This is a genomic window from Kitasatospora sp. NBC_01287, assembly GCF_026340565.1.
Lineage (GTDB): Bacteria > Actinomycetota > Actinomycetes > Streptomycetales > Streptomycetaceae > Kitasatospora.
This window is the reverse complement of sequence record NZ_JAPEPB010000001.1, coordinates 4,219,878-4,237,453: the sequence shown is the minus strand read 5'-3', so window position 1 is coordinate 4,237,453 and position 17,576 is coordinate 4,219,878. Positions and strand designations below refer to the sequence as shown.

17 protein-coding genes are annotated in these 17,576 nt (G+C 72.7%); 13 read left to right on the top strand and 4 right to left on the bottom strand.

Annotation, left to right across the window (positions count from 1 at the left end):
* Positions 1–134: 134 nt before the first annotated feature.
* From tilS to folE, 4 genes are all read left to right on the top strand, one after another.
* Positions 135–1,295 carry a tRNA lysidine(34) synthetase TilS gene (gene tilS, locus OG455_RS17945; protein WP_266294922.1) on the top strand — a complete coding sequence of 387 codons (1,161 nt, stop codon included), beginning with the start codon at positions 135–137 and terminating at the stop codon, positions 1,293–1,295.
* A 41-nt stretch (positions 1,296–1,336) separates the two neighbouring features.
* The gene (gene hpt, locus OG455_RS17940) at positions 1,337–1,891 is read left to right on the top strand and encodes a hypoxanthine phosphoribosyltransferase (protein WP_266294920.1); all 555 of its coding nucleotides are present in this window, start codon (positions 1,337–1,339) and stop codon (positions 1,889–1,891) included.
* 257 nt (positions 1,892–2,148) lie between these two features.
* Positions 2,149–4,188: an ATP-dependent zinc metalloprotease FtsH gene (ftsH, locus tag OG455_RS17935; RefSeq protein ID WP_266294918.1), complete on the top strand. Its 2,040-nt coding sequence runs from the start codon at positions 2,149–2,151 to the stop codon at positions 4,186–4,188.
* A gap of 116 nt (positions 4,189–4,304) precedes the next feature.
* Complete coding sequence (gene folE, locus OG455_RS17930; protein WP_266294915.1) at positions 4,305–4,910, top strand: GTP cyclohydrolase I FolE; 606 nt, start codon at positions 4,305–4,307, stop codon at positions 4,908–4,910.
* A gap of 38 nt (positions 4,911–4,948) precedes the next feature.
* Here the strand turns inward: folE and OG455_RS17925 are convergent, their stop codons facing one another.
* Complete coding sequence (locus OG455_RS17925) at positions 4,949–6,130, bottom strand: esterase family protein (protein ID WP_266294912.1); 1,182 nt, start codon at positions 6,128–6,130, stop codon at positions 4,949–4,951.
* Positions 6,131–6,476: 346 nt separating this feature from the next.
* Here OG455_RS17925 and OG455_RS17920 point away from each other — a divergent pair, with 346 nt between their 5' ends.
* The 7 genes from OG455_RS17920 (at position 6,477) to OG455_RS17890 (ending at position 12,776) form a co-directional block, all read left to right on the top strand.
* A complete protein-coding gene (locus OG455_RS17920; RefSeq protein ID WP_266294907.1) occupies positions 6,477–8,336 on the top strand; it encodes a phosphatidylglycerol lysyltransferase domain-containing protein in 1,860 nt (619 codons plus the stop codon).
* A gap of 56 nt (positions 8,337–8,392) precedes the next feature.
* Entirely contained in the window at positions 8,393–9,247 is an 855-nt protein-coding gene (folP, locus tag OG455_RS17915; RefSeq protein ID WP_266294903.1) for a dihydropteroate synthase, read from the top strand.
* 52 nt (positions 9,248–9,299) lie between these two features.
* Complete coding sequence (locus OG455_RS17910) at positions 9,300–9,779, top strand: nuclear transport factor 2 family protein (RefSeq protein ID WP_266300854.1); 480 nt, start codon at positions 9,300–9,302, stop codon at positions 9,777–9,779.
* Positions 9,780–9,884: 105 nt separating this feature from the next.
* Complete coding sequence (gene folB, locus OG455_RS17905; RefSeq protein WP_266300853.1) at positions 9,885–10,244, top strand: dihydroneopterin aldolase; 360 nt, start codon at positions 9,885–9,887, stop codon at positions 10,242–10,244.
* A 49-nt stretch (positions 10,245–10,293) separates the two neighbouring features.
* A complete protein-coding gene (gene folK / locus OG455_RS17900) occupies positions 10,294–10,893 on the top strand; it encodes a 2-amino-4-hydroxy-6-hydroxymethyldihydropteridine diphosphokinase (protein WP_266294900.1) in 600 nt (199 codons plus the stop codon).
* 100 nt (positions 10,894–10,993) lie between these two features.
* Positions 10,994–11,488: a DUF3180 domain-containing protein gene (locus tag OG455_RS17895; RefSeq protein ID WP_266294897.1), complete on the top strand. Its 495-nt coding sequence runs from the start codon at positions 10,994–10,996 to the stop codon at positions 11,486–11,488.
* 106 nt (positions 11,489–11,594) lie between these two features.
* Positions 11,595–12,776, top strand: a complete 1,182-nt coding sequence (locus OG455_RS17890) for a hypothetical protein (protein WP_266294893.1) — start codon at positions 11,595–11,597, stop codon at positions 12,774–12,776.
* Between the two features lie 129 nt (positions 12,777–12,905).
* Here the strand turns inward: OG455_RS17890 and OG455_RS17885 are convergent, their stop codons facing one another.
* Both OG455_RS17885 and OG455_RS17880 read right to left on the bottom strand, forming a co-directional pair.
* The gene (locus OG455_RS17885) at positions 12,906–13,481 is read right to left on the bottom strand and encodes a TerD family protein (protein WP_266294891.1); all 576 of its coding nucleotides are present in this window, start codon (positions 13,479–13,481) and stop codon (positions 12,906–12,908) included.
* 90 nt (positions 13,482–13,571) lie between these two features.
* Positions 13,572–14,057: a hypothetical protein gene (locus OG455_RS17880; RefSeq protein ID WP_266294889.1), complete on the bottom strand. Its 486-nt coding sequence runs from the start codon at positions 14,055–14,057 to the stop codon at positions 13,572–13,574.
* Between the two features lie 77 nt (positions 14,058–14,134).
* On the opposite strand from OG455_RS17880, the gene arfB reads away from it, so the two are divergent.
* The gene (gene arfB, locus OG455_RS17875; RefSeq protein WP_266294887.1) at positions 14,135–14,566 is read left to right on the top strand and encodes an alternative ribosome rescue aminoacyl-tRNA hydrolase ArfB; all 432 of its coding nucleotides are present in this window, start codon (positions 14,135–14,137) and stop codon (positions 14,564–14,566) included.
* Between the two features lie 35 nt (positions 14,567–14,601).
* Here arfB and OG455_RS17870 read toward each other — a convergent pair whose 3' ends face one another.
* On the bottom strand, positions 14,602–15,138 hold the full coding sequence (locus OG455_RS17870; RefSeq protein WP_266300852.1) for a flavin reductase family protein: 537 nt from the start codon (positions 15,136–15,138) through the stop codon (positions 14,602–14,604).
* A 419-nt stretch (positions 15,139–15,557) separates the two neighbouring features.
* On the opposite strand from OG455_RS17870, the gene OG455_RS17865 reads away from it, so the two are divergent.
* Positions 15,558–17,408: a diguanylate cyclase gene (locus tag OG455_RS17865; protein WP_266294885.1), complete on the top strand. Its 1,851-nt coding sequence runs from the start codon at positions 15,558–15,560 to the stop codon at positions 17,406–17,408.
* Positions 17,409–17,576 lie beyond the last annotated feature (168 nt).

Sequence of the window (17,576 nt, the reverse complement as noted above, 5' to 3'; positions counted from 1 at the left end):
GGCGGAACGTTTCTTCATTCACCCGTCCGTGGGACGGTGGTCGTACCGGTGGCGCGGGTGGGCGGGGCGCGTCCGCCTTTCTGCGACGATCTGTGAGCGTTCGGTCACCCATCCAGCTGAGGAGTTGCTCCACCGTGGGCCCACACCCTGCCGTCGCGGCGATACGCCTGGCCGTCCGCCGCGCCCTGATCGACCTGGCGGCCGAGGCGGCCGTCCCGGTTCCGGCCGCCGCCCTGCGCTCCACCGCCGTCCCGGTCCCCGCGGCGGCTCTCGCCGCCGCCGCCGCGCCGGCCGCCACCATGTCGGCCACCCCGGCCACCGTGCTGATCGGCAACGCCCGCCGCCACCCCTCCGGGCTGCCCCGCACCCCCGCGGCCCCCGGCTCGCCACTGGTCCTGGTCGCCGTCTCCGGCGGCGCGGACTCCATGGCCCTCGCCGCCGCCACCGCCTTCGAGGCCCCCAAACTCGGCCTGCGGGTCGGCGCCGTCACCGTCGACCACGGCCTGCAGGACGGCTCCGCCGACCGCGCCCGCCAGGTCGCCGAGCGGCTGCGCGCGCTCGGCCTCGACCCGGTGGAGGCGGTCCCGGTGCTGGTCGGCCGCCAGGGCGGCCCGGAGGCGGCGGCCCGCGACGCCCGCTACGCCGCGCTGGACGAGGCCGCCGAGCGCCACGCGGCGCTGGCCGTCTTCCTCGGCCACACCCGCGACGACCAGGCCGAGACGGTGCTGCTCGGCCTGGCCCGCGGCTCCGGGGCCCGCTCGCTGGCCGGTATGCCCGCCCAGAAGGGTCGCTACCGCCGCCCGCTGCTCGACCTGGACCGCTCCGCCACCCGCCAGGCCTGCGCCGTGCAGTCCATCCAGGTCTGGGACGACCCGCACAACCTCGATCCCGCCTACACCCGCGCTCGGGTCCGGCACGAGGTGCTCCCGGTGCTGGAGAAGCACCTGGGCGGTGGCGTGGTCGAGGCGCTGGCCCGCACCGCCCGGCTGTTCCGCGACGACGCGGACGCGCTGGACCAGTGGGCGCTCCGCGCCGAGCAGCAGCTCTACCGCCCCGAGCACGGCGGGCTGCCGGTGGCCGCGCTCGCCGAACTGCCCGCCGCGGTGCGCCGCCGGGTGCTGCGCCGGGTGGCGCTGCGCACCGGCTCGCGGGCCGGGGACCTGTTCGCCCGACACCTCGAGGCGGTGGACCTGCTGGTCACCGGCTGGCGCGGTCAGGGGCCGCTGCAGCTACCCGGGGGCGTCGAGGTCACCCGCAGGTGTGGCAACCTGGTGTTTCGGCGGCAGGACGACTGACTGCCGGCACAGGACCACGAACCCTTGAGGACGTACTCCCGGTGGACGACAAGGACATGGGCGCCGACCTGGCGAAGGTGCTCATCAGCAAGGACGAGATCGACGCCAAGCTGCTCGAGCTGGCGACGCGGATCGACCGGGACTACGCCGGGAAGGACCTGCTGATCGTCGGCGTCCTCAAGGGCGCCGTCATGGTGATGGCCGACCTCGCCCGGGCGCTGCACTCGCAGGTCACGATGGACTGGATGGCGGTCTCCTCCTACGGGATGGGCACCAAGTCCTCCGGTGTGGTGCGGATCCTCAAGGACCTGGACACCGACATCGCCGGTCGCGACGTGCTGATCGTCGAGGACATCATCGACTCCGGCCTGACGCTGTCCTGGCTGCTCGGCAACCTGGGCTCGCGCGGCCCGGCCTCGCTCGAGGTCTGCACCCTGCTGCGCAAGCCGGACGCGGCCAAGGTGGAGATCGACGTCAAGTACGTCGGCTTCGACATCCCGAACGAGTTCGTGGTCGGTTACGGCCTGGACTACGCCGAGAAGCTCCGCAACCTGCCTTTCATCGGTACGCTCGCCCCACACGTGTACGGCGGCTGAGCCGGAACTCGTGCTCGGGGGGAACACCGCACCGATTTCGCCCGTTGGACTCGGCGGACCCACAACTGCATGAGGACCGTACCGCCTTGCTTCCACAGAGCGGGGCATCACTGCTGTACGGTCAAATTACCTGCTCGTCGTACCAAACATGCGGCGGCGGACAGTGTGCATATGCACATATCGGATGCGCCGGCGGCCGAAAGACCGGCCGGTGCCGTTGAGTGGCAGGAGGGACGGGGCGGCAACGCCCCGCATGGATGGACGTCAAGCGATACTTCCGCGCGCCGATCGCATGGATCCTCCTGGCAGTCGTCGCCGTCATTGTGCTGATGCAGGTCGTTTCTGACTCGAACGGCTACAAGACGGTAGACACCGGCCAGGTGGTAGCGGCGATCAATGCTGGCGATGTCCAGCAGGCCCAGCTCACCACTGGGGACTCGAACACGATCAAGATCCAGCTGAAGGACGGCGCCACGCTGCCGGTCGGCAGCTCCGGGAAGGCGCCGTCGGGCAGCAAGTTCCAGGCCTCCTACATCGGTGACCAGGGCAAGGACCTGGCCGAGGAGATGTCCTCGGCCCCGGGCAAGATGCCCGCGCAGGGCTACACGGTCAGCCCGGAGAAGACATCGACCTTCGTCAGCCTCCTCGAGTCGATGCTGCCGATCGTCATCATCGTCGTGGTCTTCCTCTTCCTGATGAACCAGATGCAGGGTGGCGGCTCACGGGTCATGCAGTTCGGCAAGTCCAAGGCCAAGCTGCTCACCAAGGACACCCCGAAGACCACCTTCTCGGACGTCGCCGGCGCCGACGAGGCGGTCGAGGAGCTCCACGAGATCAAGGAGTTCCTGCAGGAGCCGGCCAAGTTCCAGGCGGTCGGCGCCAAGATCCCCAAGGGCGTGCTGCTCTACGGCCCGCCCGGCACCGGCAAGACCCTGCTCGCGCGCGCCGTCGCGGGCGAGGCGGGCGTGCCGTTCTACTCGATCTCCGGCTCGGACTTCGTCGAGATGTTCGTCGGTGTCGGCGCCTCCCGGGTGCGCGACCTCTTCGAGCAGGCCAAGGCGAACGCTCCGGCGATCGTCTTCGTCGACGAGATCGACGCGGTCGGCCGGCACCGCGGTGCCGGTCTGGGCGGCGGCCACGACGAGCGCGAGCAGACACTCAACCAGCTGCTGGTCGAGATGGACGGCTTCGACGTCAAGGGCGGCGTGATCCTCATCGCCGCCACCAACCGCCCCGACATCCTGGACCCGGCGCTGCTGCGTCCGGGCCGCTTCGACCGCCAGATCGCGGTGGACCGCCCGGACCTGCAGGGCCGCCTGGAGATCCTCAAGGTGCACCAGAAGGGCAAGCCGGTCGCGCCGGACGTCGACCTGCGGGCCGTCGCCAAGCGCACCCCCGGCTTCACCGGTGCCGACCTGTCCAACGTGCTGAACGAGGCCGCGCTGCTGACGGCGCGCTCGGACAAGAAGCTGATCGACAACGGCACGCTGGACGAGGCGATCGACCGCGTGGTCGCGGGTCCGCAGAAGCGCACCCGGATCATGTCGGACAAGGAGAAGAAGATCACCGCGTACCACGAGGGCGGACACGCCCTGGTCGCGGCGGCCTGTCAGTACAGCGACCCGGTGCACAAGATCACCATCCTGTCCCGCGGTCGGGCGCTCGGCTACACCATGGTGCTGCCGGACGAGGACAAGTACTCCACCACCCGCAACGAGATGCTCGACCAACTGGCCTACATGCTGGGCGGCCGCGCGGCGGAGGAGCTGGTCTTCCACGACCCGACCACCGGCGCCTCGAACGACATCGAGAAGGCCACCGCCACCGCCCGTGCGATGGTCACCCAGTACGGCATGACCGAGCGGCTGGGCGCGATCAAGTTCGGCAGCGAGAACTCCGAGCCCTTCCTGGGCCGCGAGATGGGCCACCAGCGCGACTACTCGGAAGAGGTCGCCGGGCTGGTGGACGAAGAGGTCAAGAAGCTGATCGAGAGCGCGCACAACGAGGCCTGGGAGATCCTGGTCGAGAACCGCGACGTGCTCGACAACCTGGTCCTGGAGCTCCTCGAGAAGGAGACCCTGAACAAGGAGCAGATCGCGGAGATCTTCACCCCCGTGGTGAAGCGCCCGCACCGCCCCGCCTGGACCGGCTCGGCCCGGCGCACGCCGTCGACCCGCCCGCCGGTGCAGTCCCCGAGGGAGCTGGCGCTGACCAACGGCGCCGCCGCCGTCGAGGCAACCCAGGTGGACATCGTCAAGCTCCCGCCGCTCGGCGGGGACTCGTCCACCGAGCACTGATCAGCGCCGGACCACCGGCCGGAATGGATGCCGCGTTTCCAGGGTTTGTACCCTGGAGGCGCGGCATCCGTGCTGTTCAGGCTCGTTCACTCTTCCCAGCTACCTGCGAGGCTCGCATGATCGACCCGGTGACGCTCGACGGACAGGCCGCCATCGGCACCTTCGACCAGAAGCGGGCCGAGAACGCTGTGCGCGAACTGCTGATCGCGGTCGGCGAGGACCCGGACCGCGAGGGCCTGCTGGAGACCCCGGCCCGGGTGGCGCGGGCCTACAAGGAGATATTCGCGGGCCTGTGGCAGACGCCCGAGGACGTGCTGACCACCACCTTCGACCTCGGCCACGACGAGATGGTGCTGGTCAAGGACATCGAGGTGTTCTCCACCTGCGAGCACCACCTGGTCCCGTTCCAGGGCGTCGCGCACGTGGGCTACATCCCGTCCACCAGCGGCAAGATCACCGGCCTGTCCAAGCTGGCCCGGCTGGTCGACGTCTTCGCCCGCCGCCCCCAGGTGCAGGAGCGGCTGACCAGCCAGGTCGCCGACTCGTTGATGCGGATCCTGGAGCCGCGCGGGGCCATCGTGGTGATCGAGTGCGAGCACATGTGCATGTCGATGCGCGGCATCCGCAAGCCCGGTGCCAAGACCATCACCTCGGCGGTGCGCGGGCAGCTGCGCGACCCGGCCACCCGCAACGAGGCGATGAGCCTGATCATCGGGCGGTAGCCGGAACCCCGAGCCGGCCGTCACCGCCCCGGCATCCGTCAGGCGCGCGGTTCGCGGTCCGGCGGCGGCGCCAGGTGGTCGCCGCTCCACTCCAGGGCGGCGGGCAGCTCGCGGAGCCAGGTGTCGAAGGTGTGCCCGCCGTCGGGCAGGATCAGCGAGTCGACGGTGAACTCCGGGTGCGCGGCGGTGACCGTCCTCGCCTCGGCCAGGAACTGCTCGGTGGCCGCGTAGTCCTCCTCCGTCTTGGTGCTGATCACCATCAGCGCGGACTTGGGCGGCGGCTGGCTGCGCAGCCGCCAGCCGAGGTCGTAGCTCTGCGCCAGCTGCTGGTTGCCGTTGAACAGGTCGCCGCTGCTCCAGTCGCCGGAGACCTGGTAGTCGGCGTGCAGCGCGGTCGCCGAGCCGTAGGCGTCGGGGTCGCGCAGGGCCAGCCGCAGTGCGCAGCTGCCGCCGGTGGAGTAGCCGAGCACGCCCCAGGAGCCGGGGGAGCGGCTGACCCGGTAGGCGGAGCGCAGCGCGGTCGGCACGTCCTTGGCGAACCACGTCTCGCTCTGCGGCCCGCCCGGCACGTCCACGCACTCGGTGTTGCGCGGCGCGGCCACGGTGGGCCGGGCCATCAGCACGATGGTCGGCGCCATCTTGCCGGTGCGCTGCAGGTCCCAGACCGTCTGCGGGGTGTGCAGATCGCTCAGCAGGGTCAGCGACGGGCCGGGGAAGCCGGTCAGGGTGAGCAGCACCGGAAAGCGCTCCCGTGCGTACTTCGGATTGAAGTACTCGGGCGGCAGGTAGATGAACATCTGGTCGGAGAGGCCGGTCGCCTTGCCACTCACCCGGATGGAGTCCACCCGGCCCACCTCTTCCGGTCTGCCCTGCGGCAGGTCGGTGAGGCCGGCCAGGCCCGCGTCGTCGGCCGGCTGCACCAGTGCGCCCCCGTTCGGCGGGCCGCCCTTGCCGCCGCCCTGTGCCGGAGCGAGCGCCAGCTTGCTGGAGTCGGGGGCGAGCAGGTCCCGCCAGGAGGTGTAGAAGCCGTAGGCGTTGTTGACGCTCAGCCCGCAGACCGCCAGCACGGCGAGCTGAGTGAGCATCAGCAGCCCGAGTCTGCCGAGCAGTGACAACGGCCGCTGGCGGGACAGCCGCGGCCAGAGCCAGAGCGTGGCGAGCAGGGCCAGTGCGGCCAGCGCGGCCACGGCGTACACCAGCACGCTGCTGGTCAGTTCCATCTCAGGGCCTCCCCCTGGCGGGGCCGGACGATCTGTCGGGGCGTCACGTCCCAGCTTCAAATGACTTGGCCAGTTGGGCAACGCGAGGCGAACGGCGCGCGGCACGGGCGCGCCGTTGCCCGCGGCGCGGCTTCACCCACAGGAACCAAGGGCCTAGACTTCGGCGTCGCCACCCGTGCGGGGGGTCGAATCGGCCGCCCGGCGGATCAGCCAGACACAGCCGGACCAGCCATTACTCGCTCTTGACGGTCCCATGGTCAAGGTAAGGACATACGTATGAAGGCCCATCACGGCTCATCCCCCGGGGTGACCGGGCAGCCGCGCACACCCTCTACGCTGAGTCCTCATGAGCGTTCCCGTGTCCACTGAGCCCTCTCCCGCGGCCCCGGAGCAGCCCCGTCGGCGAGGACTGCAGACGCTGCGCAGCCAGGCCGCCGCCGTCCCCCGGGCCTGGCTCCCGGGCGCGGTCGGCTACGCCTGCCTGCTGATCGGCCTGGTGGACATCGCCAGCGCGATCTTCCCCAAGCTGCGCAAGACCCGGATGCACACCTGGGCCGGGCAGCTGCCGGGCACCACCACCACGCTGGCCACCGCGGGCACCCTGCTGATCGGCATCCTGCTGGTGCTGCTGGCGCACGCGCTGCGCCGGCGCAAGCGGCGGGCCTGGCGGATGGTCTGCGTGCTGCTGCCGGCGGGCGCGGCGCTGCACATCCTGCGCTGGCACCAGGTGGGGCCGGCCGTGGTGTCGCTGGTGGTGCTGGCCGTCCTGCTGGTGCACCGCCGCGAGTTCTTCGCCAAGGCGGACCCGCGCACCCGCTGGCGGGCGCTGCTCAACCTGGTGGTGATGGGGGCGATCAGCCTCGGGCTGGGCTTCCTCATCGTCAGCACGCACCCGCGCCGCGAGATGGGCTCGCCGAGCCTCTTCGCCCGGGTGCACGAGACCGTCTGGGGCCTGTTCGGCATGGACGGTCCGATCACCTACCACCCGGACCGGATCGGCGACGTGGTCGGCTACTCGCTGGCCGGCCTGGGCCTGCTGACCGCCTTCTCGACCGCCTACCTGCTGCTGCGGCCGGAGAAGCCGGAACCGGAGCTGACCGCCGACGAGGAGGTCAAGGTCCGCGCCCTGCTGGCGCGGCACGGCGAGCGCGACTCGCTGGGCTACTTCGCGCTGCGCCGGGACAAGAGCGTGCTCTTCTCGCCGACCGGCAAGGCGGCCATCTCCTACCGGGTGATCTCCGGCGTGATGCTGGCCTCCGGTGACCCGGTGGGTGACGTGGAGGCCTGGCCGGGCGCGATCAAGGTCTTCATGGCGCAGGCCCGCGAGCACGCCTGGGTGCCGGCCGTGGTGGGCTGCAGCGAGGTGGGTGGCGAGGTCTGGACCCGGGAGGCCGGGCTGGACGCGCTGGAGCTGGGCGACGAGGCGATCGTGGACGCGACCACCTTCTCGATGGCCGGGCGCGCCATGCGCAACGTGCGCCAGATGGTCAAGCGGATCGAGCGCAACGGCTACTCCTGCCAGGTCCGCCGGGTCAGCGACCTGACCCTGGCGGAGAAGGTGCGGATCGCGGACGCCGCCGCCCGCTGGCGCGGCACCGACACCGAGCGCGGCTTCTCGATGGCGCTGGGCCGCTTCGGCGACCCGGCCGACGACGACTGCGTCGTGGTCACCGCGCACAAGGCGCCGGAGGAGGGCGAGAGCGGCGCCGCGGCCGACGACCTCAAGGCCGTGCTGCACTTCGTGCCCTGGGGGCCGGACGGCATCTCGCTGGAGCTGATGCGCCGTGACCGGGCCGCCGACCCCGGGCTGAACGAGCTGCTGATCGTGGCGGCGCTGCAGGCGGTGCCCGCCCTGGGTGTCCGCCGGGTCTCGCTGAACTTCGCGATGTTCCGCTCGGCACTGGCCCGCGGTGAGCGGATCGGCGCGGGGCCGGTGCTGCGGGCCTGGCGCGGTCTGCTGGTCTTCCTGTCGCGCTGGTTCCAGATCGAGTCGCTGTACAAGTTCAACGCCAAGTTCCAGCCGGAGTGGGAACCGCGCTTCATGGTCTACCCGAGCACCCGGGACCTGCCCCGGATCGGCTTCGCGGTGATGCAGGCCGAGGCGTTCATCACGCTGGGCATGCCGAAGTTCGGCCGCAAGCGCCAGCGCCAGGGTCTGATGCCGACCCCGGCCGGCGAGTCCGGGACGATCGTCCCGGCGGCCTAGACCGACCGGTCCCGGTACGCAGCGGGCCGGACGGCGGGGCGTTCGATAATGGTTCCATGAACAACCCGCTGCCCGGCCTGCCCGCCCTTGACCGCTGCGCCGTGATGGGCGTCGTCAACGTCACCCCCGACTCCTTCTCGGACGGCGGGCTGTGGCTGGACCCGGACGCCGCGGTGGCGCACGGGCTCGACCTGGTGGCCCGGGGCGCGGACCTGGTGGACGTGGGCGGGGAGTCGACCCGTCCCGGCTCCGCGCGGGTCACCGAGCGCGAGGAACTGCGCCGGGTGCTCCCGGTGGTGCGGGAGCTGGCCGCGGCCGGGGTGGTCGTCTCGGTGGACACGATGCGGGCCGCGGTCGCCGAGCAGGCGCTGGCGGCCGGTGCCGCGCTGGTCAACGACGTCTCCGGCGGCCTGGCCGACCCGGCGATGGCCCAGGTGCTGGCCGACCACGGGGCGCCGTTCGTGGTGATGCACTGGCGCGGGCAGTCGGTGGACATGGACCGGCTCGCGGTCTACGGCGACGTGGTCGCCGACGTGCTGGCCGAGCTGACGGTGCGGATCGAGGCGCTGCTGGCGGCGGGGGTCAAGGAGGAGCAGCTCATCCTGGATCCGGGGCTGGGTTTCGCCAAGACCAGCGAGCACAACTGGGCGCTGCTGGGGGGTTTGCACGCGCTGACCGCCTTGGGTCGCCCCGTCCTGGTGGCCGCATCGCGCAAGCGCTTCCTGGGTACGCTGCTCGCCGACCCGGAAACCGGGGAGCTGCGCGCGGCCCGGCAGCGCGACGACGCCACCGCGGCGATCTCGGTGCTCTCGGCCAGGGCGGGTGCCTGGGCCGTCCGGGTGCACGACGTGGCGGGCACGGCGGACGCGGTCCGTGTGGTGGCCGCCTGGCAGGCGGCAGGGGCGAGCTGAGCTGACGGAAGTGGGTGGTGGCGTGACCGGTGACAGTACGGCGGGCAACGGGATGCTGGGCAAGGGCGCGGCGGCCGCGGCGGCCGCTGACCGGGAGGCCGTGCTGGCCGCCAACCAGCGGCTCTACGAGGCGCTGGAGAACGGCGACCTGGAGGCCATCGAGGACGTCTGGCTCTCCGCGGCCGACGCCGACGACAAGACCGGCGTGGTGTGCGTGCACCCGGGTTGGCCGGTGCTGCGCGGGCGGGCCCAGGTCACCCGCTCCTACCTGCTGATCATGATGAACACCGAGTACATCCAGTTCTTCCTGACCGATGTCGAGGTCGAGGTGCAGGGCGACGTGGCCCTGGTCACCTGCACCGAGAACATCCTCTCCGGCGGCGAGGCGGAGGAGGAGGGGGAGCTGGGCCCGCTGGTCGGCGGCAAGGTGGTCTCCACCAACCTGTTCCGACGCACCGCGGCCGGCTGGCGGCTCTGGTCGCACCATGGTTCACCCGTGCTGACCAGCGGAGATGACGAGGACGAGGACTGACCCGCAGGGCTGTCATGGTCCAGAGGTAGATTCGCCGGGGGTAGATTCGATGGACGGCGGGCGATGGAGCCTGCCGTTCCAAGATCAGGAGCAGTGATTCAGGTGCTGGACCGCGTCACCCTGCGGGGCCTGCGTGCCCGCGGCCACCACGGCGTCTTCGAGCGCGAGCGCGTCGAGGGGCAGACCTTCGTGGTCGACCTCGTGCTCTTCCTCGACACCCGCCCGGCCGCCTCCGGCGACGACCTCACACGCACGGCTCACTACGGGGTCGTCGCCGAGGAGGTCACCGCGATCATCGCCGGTGAGCCGGTGGACCTGATCGAGACCTTGGCCCAGCGGATCGCCGACCAGTGCCTCAAGCACGACGCGGTTGAGGAGGTCGAGGTCACTGTGCACAAGCCCGACGCGCCGATCACGGTGCCGTTCGACGATGTGACCATCACCATCCACCGGGGCCGCGTGTGAGGGCCCCGGTGATTCCCGCAGCCGTGCCGCCAGCCGAAGAGGACTTCCGATGAGCACCAGCGATCCGACCGCCTCGCCGACCACCTTCGACCTGGAGCACCGGTTGGACAGCGTCGACGCCACCCTGCAGAACCCGCGCACCGCGGTGGTGGCCCTGGGGAGCAACCTGGGCAACCGGCTGGAGACCCTGCAGGGCGCCGTGGACGCACTGGCCGACACCCCTGGTCTGCGGATCACCGCGGTCTCCGCGGTCTTCGAGACCCCGGCCCTGGGTGGCCCCGACGAGCAGCCCAACTACTACAACGCGGTGGTGGTGCTGCGCACCACGCTGCCGCCGTACTCGCTGCTGGAGCGGGCCAACGCGGTCGAGGACGCCTTCGGGCGCGAGCGCGCGGTGCGCTGGGGCGCCCGCACGCTGGACGTCGACATCCTCACCTACGAGAACGTGCTGAGCAGTGACCCGGTGCTGCTGTTGCCGCACCCGCGTGCCCACGAGCGGGCCTTCGTGCTCGCGCCGTGGAGCGACGCCGATCCGGCCGGCGAGCTGCCGGGCCACGGCAAGGTGGCCGAGCTGCTGGCGGCCCTGGGCGGCGACGGGGCGCAGGGCGTGCAGCGGCGCGGCGACATCCAGCTGCGGCTGCCGGAGTGAGGCCGGCCCGGCCGGTGCCCCGGTAATCGGACGCGCGGGTGCGGGTACGGTGGGTTGGCGCTGCCCGCACCACCCACCGTCGGGAAGGACCCTCTTTCCAGTGAAGCCGCTCCGCCTCCGTCTCCTGCTCGGCATCTTCGTGGTCGCGACGGCGCTGTCCTGGGCCGGTACCAAGTTGTGGAACTCGCTGGACACGCTGCCCGGAGTGCCGGCCGCGGCCCCGGTGGTGCTCGCCGCGATCGCGGTGATCCTGCTCGCCACGGCGATCTCGCTGCGCTCCCGGCTGAAGGCCGTGCGCGACCGGGCGCCGGGGGCGAAGCGGGTCGACCCGCTCGGCGCCGCCCGGGCGCTGGTGCTCGGCCAGGCCAGCGCGCTGGTCTCGGCCCTGGTCAGCGGCGTCTACGCGGGCTTCGCCATCGTGCTCCTCACGCTGCCGGACTTCGAGGCGCACAAGGGCCCCGCGCTCACCGCGGGCCTGGCGGTGCTGGCCGGGGCCGCGGTGGTCGCGGTGGCGCTCTGGCTCCAGCACATCTGCAAGCTGCCCGAGGACAGCGGCGACGGCGGCGGCAAGGGCGCGGCACCCTCAGCCCGCTGACGGTGCGTCGGCCGGGCGCTCGCGCTCGGTGGCGACCTCGGTCTGTCAAGGTCGGGATCGGGCCTCAGGCTGACAATGCCGCTATTCGCACGCTAGTTTCTTGCCCATGCCTCGCGGACGCCACCGACACTCCTCTCTGTTCAGCCGTGCGCTGCCGCCCACCGCGGCCGCGATCCTCACGGTGACCGCGCTCGCCGCCCAGCTGGTCAGTGAGGACCGCGTGGTGGCCCGCTCGGTGGGTGTCGCGGCGGTGCTCGCGGTGCTGGGGCTGGCCCTGGTGCTGCGCCAGCGCGATCGCGCCGCCCGGGCGGCGGCGGACGCGGCGGCGCTGCGCCGGATCCGCGACGAGGAGCGCTTCGAGGAGCAACTGGCGGAGGCGGAGTACGCCGCCGAGGTCGCCGAGGAGCGGGCCACTCGGCTCGGGCGTCGGCTGACGGCGGAGAAGTCTCGGCTGGCGAAGGCGGAGACCGAGATCGCCCGGCTGCTGCGCGAGCGGGCCGTGCTGGCCGCCGAGCAGGCGCTCAAGGAGGCCGAGGCGGTCCAGCGGGCGATCGAGGAGGCCAGGCCGGCGCATCCGCTGACGCCGGTGGCCTACCTGAAGGCGGCGAACGCGCTGCGGGCGCTGGAGCGGCGGGCCCAGCGGTCCGCCACCGAGGCCGAGCGGACCGCGCGGCGGGCGGTCGCCCCGGCGGCGCTGCCCGAGGTGCGCGCGACGCACGCCCCCGCCGTGGCCGCCGAGCGGACCGGCGCGCCGGTGTCCGCGGCGGTGCGCTCGGAGCGGCCCGCGGTGACCGCCCCGCCGGTGCGCCCGGTGCTGCCGGGTCCGGCCTCCGCGGCGGCTGCCGCGGTGGCGGTCCCGGTGGAGCGGCAGCGGCCGCGCCCGCAGCAGGGTGCCGCCCGGGGTGCGGGGTTCAGCTTCTTCGACCGCGGCGCGGCGGTGCGGGCGGCGGCGCCGGCCCCCGCGGTGCGGTCGGTCACCGAGCTGGCCGAGCTGGCCGAGCTGGCCGAGCCGGTCGTGCGGGCCCCCGAGTCGGCTGAGCGGGTCGAGAGTGTCGAGCACGTCGGGAACGTCGGGAACGGCGGGAACGGCGGGAACACGGAGCGGCCCGGGCTGGTCGAGCGGGCGGCGCCGGCAGCCGTGCCGGTGACGGCGGGGCAGGAGGACTTGGCGGACGTGCTGGGGGACGAGGTGGCGGCCCAGCAGCGCCCCGAGGCGGTCGACCTGACACCGGAGGACGACACCGAGCTGCTGGACCTGGGCGAGCTGCGCGCCTCCCGGCGCGGCTGAGCGCGCCGCGCCGGCCGGCCCCCGAGAGCACCGCGAGAGCACCGCGAGGGCACCCCGAAAAACGTGAGCCCGGCTCGGATCAACTGATCGAGCCGGGCTCACGTTTTTTCGGCGTGCCGCCGGGGCCGGTCAGACGTCCACGCCGAAGTCCTGCGCGATGCCGACCAGGCCTGAGGCGTAGCCCTGGCCGACGGCCCGGAACTTCCACTCGTCGCCGCTGCGGTAGAGCTCACCGAAGATCATCGCGGTCTCGGTGGCCGCGTCCTCGGAGAGGTCGTAGCGGGCGAGCTCGGTGCCGCCGTGCGCGTTGAGCACCCGGATGTAGGCGTTGCGCACCTGGCCGAAGCTCTGCGCCCGGGCCAGCCCGTCGTAGATGGTCACCGGGAAGACGATCCGCTGGGCCTCGGCGCCGAGCCCGGCCAGCTGGACGTCGATCCGCTCGTCGTCGCCCTCGCCGTCGCCGCTGCGGTTGTCACCGGCGTGCACCACCATGCCGTCGGGGGTGCGCAGGTTGTTGAAGAAGACGAAGTGGGCGTTGGAGAGCACCTTGCCCGCCGCGTCCAGCACGATCGCGCTGGCGTCCAGGTCGAACTCGGCGCCGGTGGTGGTCCGGGCGTCCCAGCCGAGGCCGACGGTCACCGCGGTCAGTCCGGGGGCTTCCTTGGTCAACGAGACGTTGCCGCCCTTGGTCAGGCTCACAGGCATGGTCGTTGCGGTCCCTTCATCGGTATGTCGTACCCGGGGAGAACGCCGGGCACCGGTGGACCGGTTCCCCGGGCCGGCGCTCCGGGGCGGTCAGACCCTGGGAAAGCGCGCCTGGACCGTCCAGATCTGCGGGTTGTCGGCCAGCTCGGGGTGCAGGTCGCCCAGGTCGGCCAGCAGGTCCTGTAGGAAGTCGCGGGCCTCGCGCCGCAGCTCCGCGTGCCGCACCACCACCGGATCCTCGTCCAGCCAGGTGGCGGAGACCTCGACCAGTCCGAACCGGCGGGCGAACCGGAGCAGTTCGGTGGACTGGGTGAAGTCCAGGTCGGCCCGCTGGATGGCGGCGGCCCGGGCTCCGCGCGGGTCGGCGTCCAGCTGCTCGACGATGTCGCACAGCGCCCAGGCGAAGTCCAGCACGGGAACCCATCCCCAGGCTGTGGACAACTCCTGCTCTTCGTCCGCCAGGTAGACGTCACCGCAGAACAGGTCATGGCGCAGCGCCTGCACCGAGGCGGTGCGGTAGTCGGTCTGCGGGGGGTCGGGGAAACGGACGGAGAGGGAGTAGCCGAGCTCGATCACAGCGGCCATTGTTCCGGTCCGGAGCGGTCGGCGATAACCGGGTGACGGCACGGCTCCGGGCCGGGGATGATGGGCGCATGCCCGAACCCATTCGCGTGCGGGGCTCGGTGGTGGTTCCGGAGGCCGAGCTCCAGTGGCGGTTCTCCCGCTCCAGCGGCCCCGGTGGCCAGCACGTCAACACCTCCGACACCCAGGTCGAGCTGCGCTACGACCTGGCCGCCTCGGCCGCGCTGCCCGAGGTGTGGAAGGAGCGCGCCCTGGAGCGCCTGGCCGCCCGCCTGGTGGATGGCAGGGTGCTGGTGGTGCGGGCCAGCGAGCACCGCTCGCAGTGGCGCAACCGCGAGGTCGCGGCCGCCCGGCTGGCCTCGCTGCTCGGCGAGGCGACCGCGCCGCCGCCCAAGAGCCGGCGGGCCACCAAGCCCAGCCGGGGCATGGTCGAGCGGCGGTTGGAGAACAAGAAGCGCCGCTCCGAGGTCAAGCGCGGACGCGGCCCGCACCGGGGTGAGTGAGCGCCGTCCCGATCATGTAGGCGCCGCGGGTCGGGTCAGGCCAGCGAGCGGTAGCCGGACCGGAAGTAGAGCAGCGGGCGGCTGTCCGGCGCCGGCACCCGCGCCTCCAGTACCCGCCCGATCAGCAGGGTGTGGTCGCCCGCCGTCATCCGCTGCTCGGTGCGGCACTCCACGGTCGCCAGTGCACCGGTGACCAGCGGCGCCCCGCTCGCCGGGCCCCGCTCGTGCGGGGTGTCGGCGAAGAGCAGCCGGTCGCTGAGCCGGCCCTTCATCGCGAACCGCGAGGCCAGCGCCTTGTGCTGCTCGCCCAGCAGCGACACCGCCCAGCGGTCCACCCGGGAGAGCAGCTCGTCCATCCGCGAGTCCTCGCGCACCGAGATCAGCACCAGCGGTGGCTCCAGCGAGACCGAGAGGAACGAGGTCGCGGTCATCCCCGCGTCCTCGCCCCGCCCCTGGCCGGGCTCGCCGGCGTCATGGACGGTCACCAGCGCCACCCCGGCGGCGAGCTGGGACAGGGCGGCCCGGAACTCGTCCGGCGTGGCGAGGGGGGCAGCGGCGGGCTGCGGCGACATGGACACGTACCGCACGGTAGCCGCCGCGCGGGTGTCCTGACATCAGGCGGTGGTCCTAGGCCCAGCGGCCCGGTACCGCGCGGGGCGCGGCAGCTGGGCGTCGGCCGGTTGGCGGTCACCGGTTCACCCTGGGCGGGGGCAGGCTCACTCCCGGCGGTGAAGCCGTGCGGCCCGCTGGCGGGCGCGGGCTACAGCTCGGGGCGTGCCCGACCGAATTCGAAGGTGTCCATCGCCGCATCGTGTCCGGGCATGACCGGGATGAACCGGGTTTGCCTCTCTATGCGTTGTGTGATTTGAGTCACAAGTGACGACCTATTGCTGACCGAGCGTGCCGATCGTTGTGCTCGCTGTGATTCAGTTCTTCTGGCAATCGGACGATAACCATCAAGACCTATCCGAAGAAGCCGGGGAGCCCCCGCATGGAAGCCGAGTCGGAGCCGTACGTCCGCCTCGCGACCCTCCGCACCTTGCATCGGGTCGTGGCGGACCTCAATGCTGCCCGCAGCCTGGCGGGCACCCTGCAGGCCGTGGTCGAGGGTTCGGTGCACGGGCTCGGCTTCGACGCCGCGGCGCTCTCGCTGGTCCGGCCCGACGGCGACCTGGTGGTGGCGGCCGTCTGGGAGTACGAGGAGCGCGACTACGGCGGGCCCGCGGTGCTGCTCGGCCAGGTCGGCACCCGGGAGTCCTGGGAGCGGCTGCTGGCGGTCAGTGACCACTGGGGGACGCTGCGCTTCCTGCCGCACGACCGGGGCTGGGCGGTGGGCACCGACATCCCGCGGTGGACCGGGGACGGTCCGCTGCCGGTCTACGCCAACGACTGGCACCCCGAGGACGGCCTGCTCGCCCCGATGTACAGCGCCGGCGGCGAGCTGCTCGGCGTGCTCAGTGTGGACCGCCCGCGCAGCGGCAAGCGCCCGGGCGCCTGGACCCGCGAGGCGCTGGAGATGTTCTCCCTGCAGGCCTCCATCGCCATCGGCAACGCCCGACTACGCGCGGAGATGCAACGCGCGCTGGCCCGCCTGGAGAAGGAGCAGCAGGCGCTGCGGGCCAGCGAGGAGAGCTTCCGGCACGCCTTCGAGTACGCCCCGAGCGGGATGGCCATCACCGAGCTGCACGGTGCGGCGCGCGGCCAGCTGGCCCGGGTCAACGACGCCCTCTGCCGGCTGCTCGGGCGCCCGCGCGCGGTGCTGCGCCGGCAGAGCTTCCTCGACCTGGTGCACCCCGAGGACCGCGGCCTGCTGGAGCGCACCAGTGCCGAGAGCGGCCGGGCCGAACTGCGGTTGGCCCGCCGGGACGGCGGCTACCAGTGGGTCTGCCTGCGCAACTCGGTCGTCGCGGACGCGGCGGACGGACCGAGCTTCCTGCTCACCCACGTCGAGGACATCGAGGACCGCAAGCGGCACGAGCTGCAGCTCGCCCACCGGGCCAGCCACGACGCGCTCACCGGGCTGCCCAACGGGGCCGAGCTGCGGACCCGGCTGGCCCGCCGGCTCTGCTCGCTGCCGCAGGGCCCGGGCGGCGCGGCCCAGCACGGGGCGGCCGAGCCGGCCCCGTGCGCGCTGGAGGGAGCGGCGAGCACGCACGCCTCGCTGGGCCTCTACAGCCCGCACGGCGCGCGCTCGGGGCAGGAGGCCCTGGAGCCGGCCGCCGGGCCGCTGGAGGGCGGCTGGGGCGCCGGGGCGCGCGGCGCCGTGGTGCACGGCTACTCCGAGCGGTTGGGCGCGCCGGGCCGGGGCGGCTACGGCAGTGCCCCGCCCGAACACGTGCACGCGGTGGTGCCGGCCGAGCCGCCGAGCGCCCCGGAGGCCTGGCACGGCCGCTCGCGTCCGGCCGGGCCGCCAGGGTCCAAGGGGCTCGCGGTGCTCTTCTGCGATCTGGACGGTTTCAAGTCGGTCAACGACCGGTTCGGCCACAACGCGGGCGACACGGTTCTGGTGGAGGTGGCCCGGCGGCTGCAGCAGGCGGTCCGCGAGGGGGACACGGTGGCTCGGCTGGGCGGTGACGAGTTCGTCGTGCTGGCCGACGGGATCGGCAGCGAGGAGGCCGCCGACCTGGCGGTGCGGCTGCGCAACGCGGTCGTCCCGCCGATGCGGATAGCGGGCCGGGTGGTGCGGGTCGGGGTCAGCATGGGGATCGGCTGGGCGGGCTGCGGGATGAGCATCGAAGAGGTGCTGCACGCGGCCGACAAGCGGATGTACGACGAGAAGCGGGCTCGCGGCGGCGCGGTGCGCGGGGCCCGGGGCGAGCGCTCGCACCGCCGCGCGGTGTAGGAGCGGTCCAGGAGCTGTCCGTCCGGGACGGGTTCGGCGGGGTCCGTGGGAACCGGGCCGGAGCCGGGCCCGGCCCGGCCCGGCCTGGTCGGGCGTGGTCGGGCGGTTCCACCGGGCGAGCGGCTTTTCGCCTCATCAGGTGCGGCGGGTAGGGTGCGGTCCGTAACG

Coding starts and splice junctions, on each gene's coding strand:
- OG455_RS17910 (WP_266300854.1), top strand. CDS start 9,300: ATGCTGGGCAAGGGCGCGGCGGCCGCGGCGGCCGCTGACCGGGAGGCC.
- OG455_RS17885 (WP_266294891.1), bottom strand. CDS start 13,481: ATGCCTGTGAGCCTGACCAAGGGCGGCAACGTCTCGTTGACCAAGGAA.
- folK (WP_266294900.1), top strand. CDS start 10,294: ATGAGCACCAGCGATCCGACCGCCTCGCCGACCACCTTCGACCTGGAG.
- OG455_RS17920 (WP_266294907.1), top strand. CDS start 6,477: ATGAGCGTTCCCGTGTCCACTGAGCCCTCTCCCGCGGCCCCGGAGCAG.
- folP (WP_266294903.1), top strand. CDS start 8,393: ATGAACAACCCGCTGCCCGGCCTGCCCGCCCTTGACCGCTGCGCCGTG.
- OG455_RS17865 (WP_266294885.1), top strand. CDS start 15,558: ATGGAAGCCGAGTCGGAGCCGTACGTCCGCCTCGCGACCCTCCGCACC.
- folE (WP_266294915.1), top strand. CDS start 4,305: ATGATCGACCCGGTGACGCTCGACGGACAGGCCGCCATCGGCACCTTC.
- OG455_RS17890 (WP_266294893.1), top strand. CDS start 11,595: ATGCCTCGCGGACGCCACCGACACTCCTCTCTGTTCAGCCGTGCGCTG.
- ftsH (WP_266294918.1), top strand. CDS start 2,149: ATGGACGTCAAGCGATACTTCCGCGCGCCGATCGCATGGATCCTCCTG.
- OG455_RS17925 (WP_266294912.1), bottom strand. CDS start 6,130: ATGGAACTGACCAGCAGCGTGCTGGTGTACGCCGTGGCCGCGCTGGCC.
- OG455_RS17870 (WP_266300852.1), bottom strand. CDS start 15,138: ATGTCGCCGCAGCCCGCCGCTGCCCCCCTCGCCACGCCGGACGAGTTC.
- arfB (WP_266294887.1), top strand. CDS start 14,135: ATGCCCGAACCCATTCGCGTGCGGGGCTCGGTGGTGGTTCCGGAGGCC.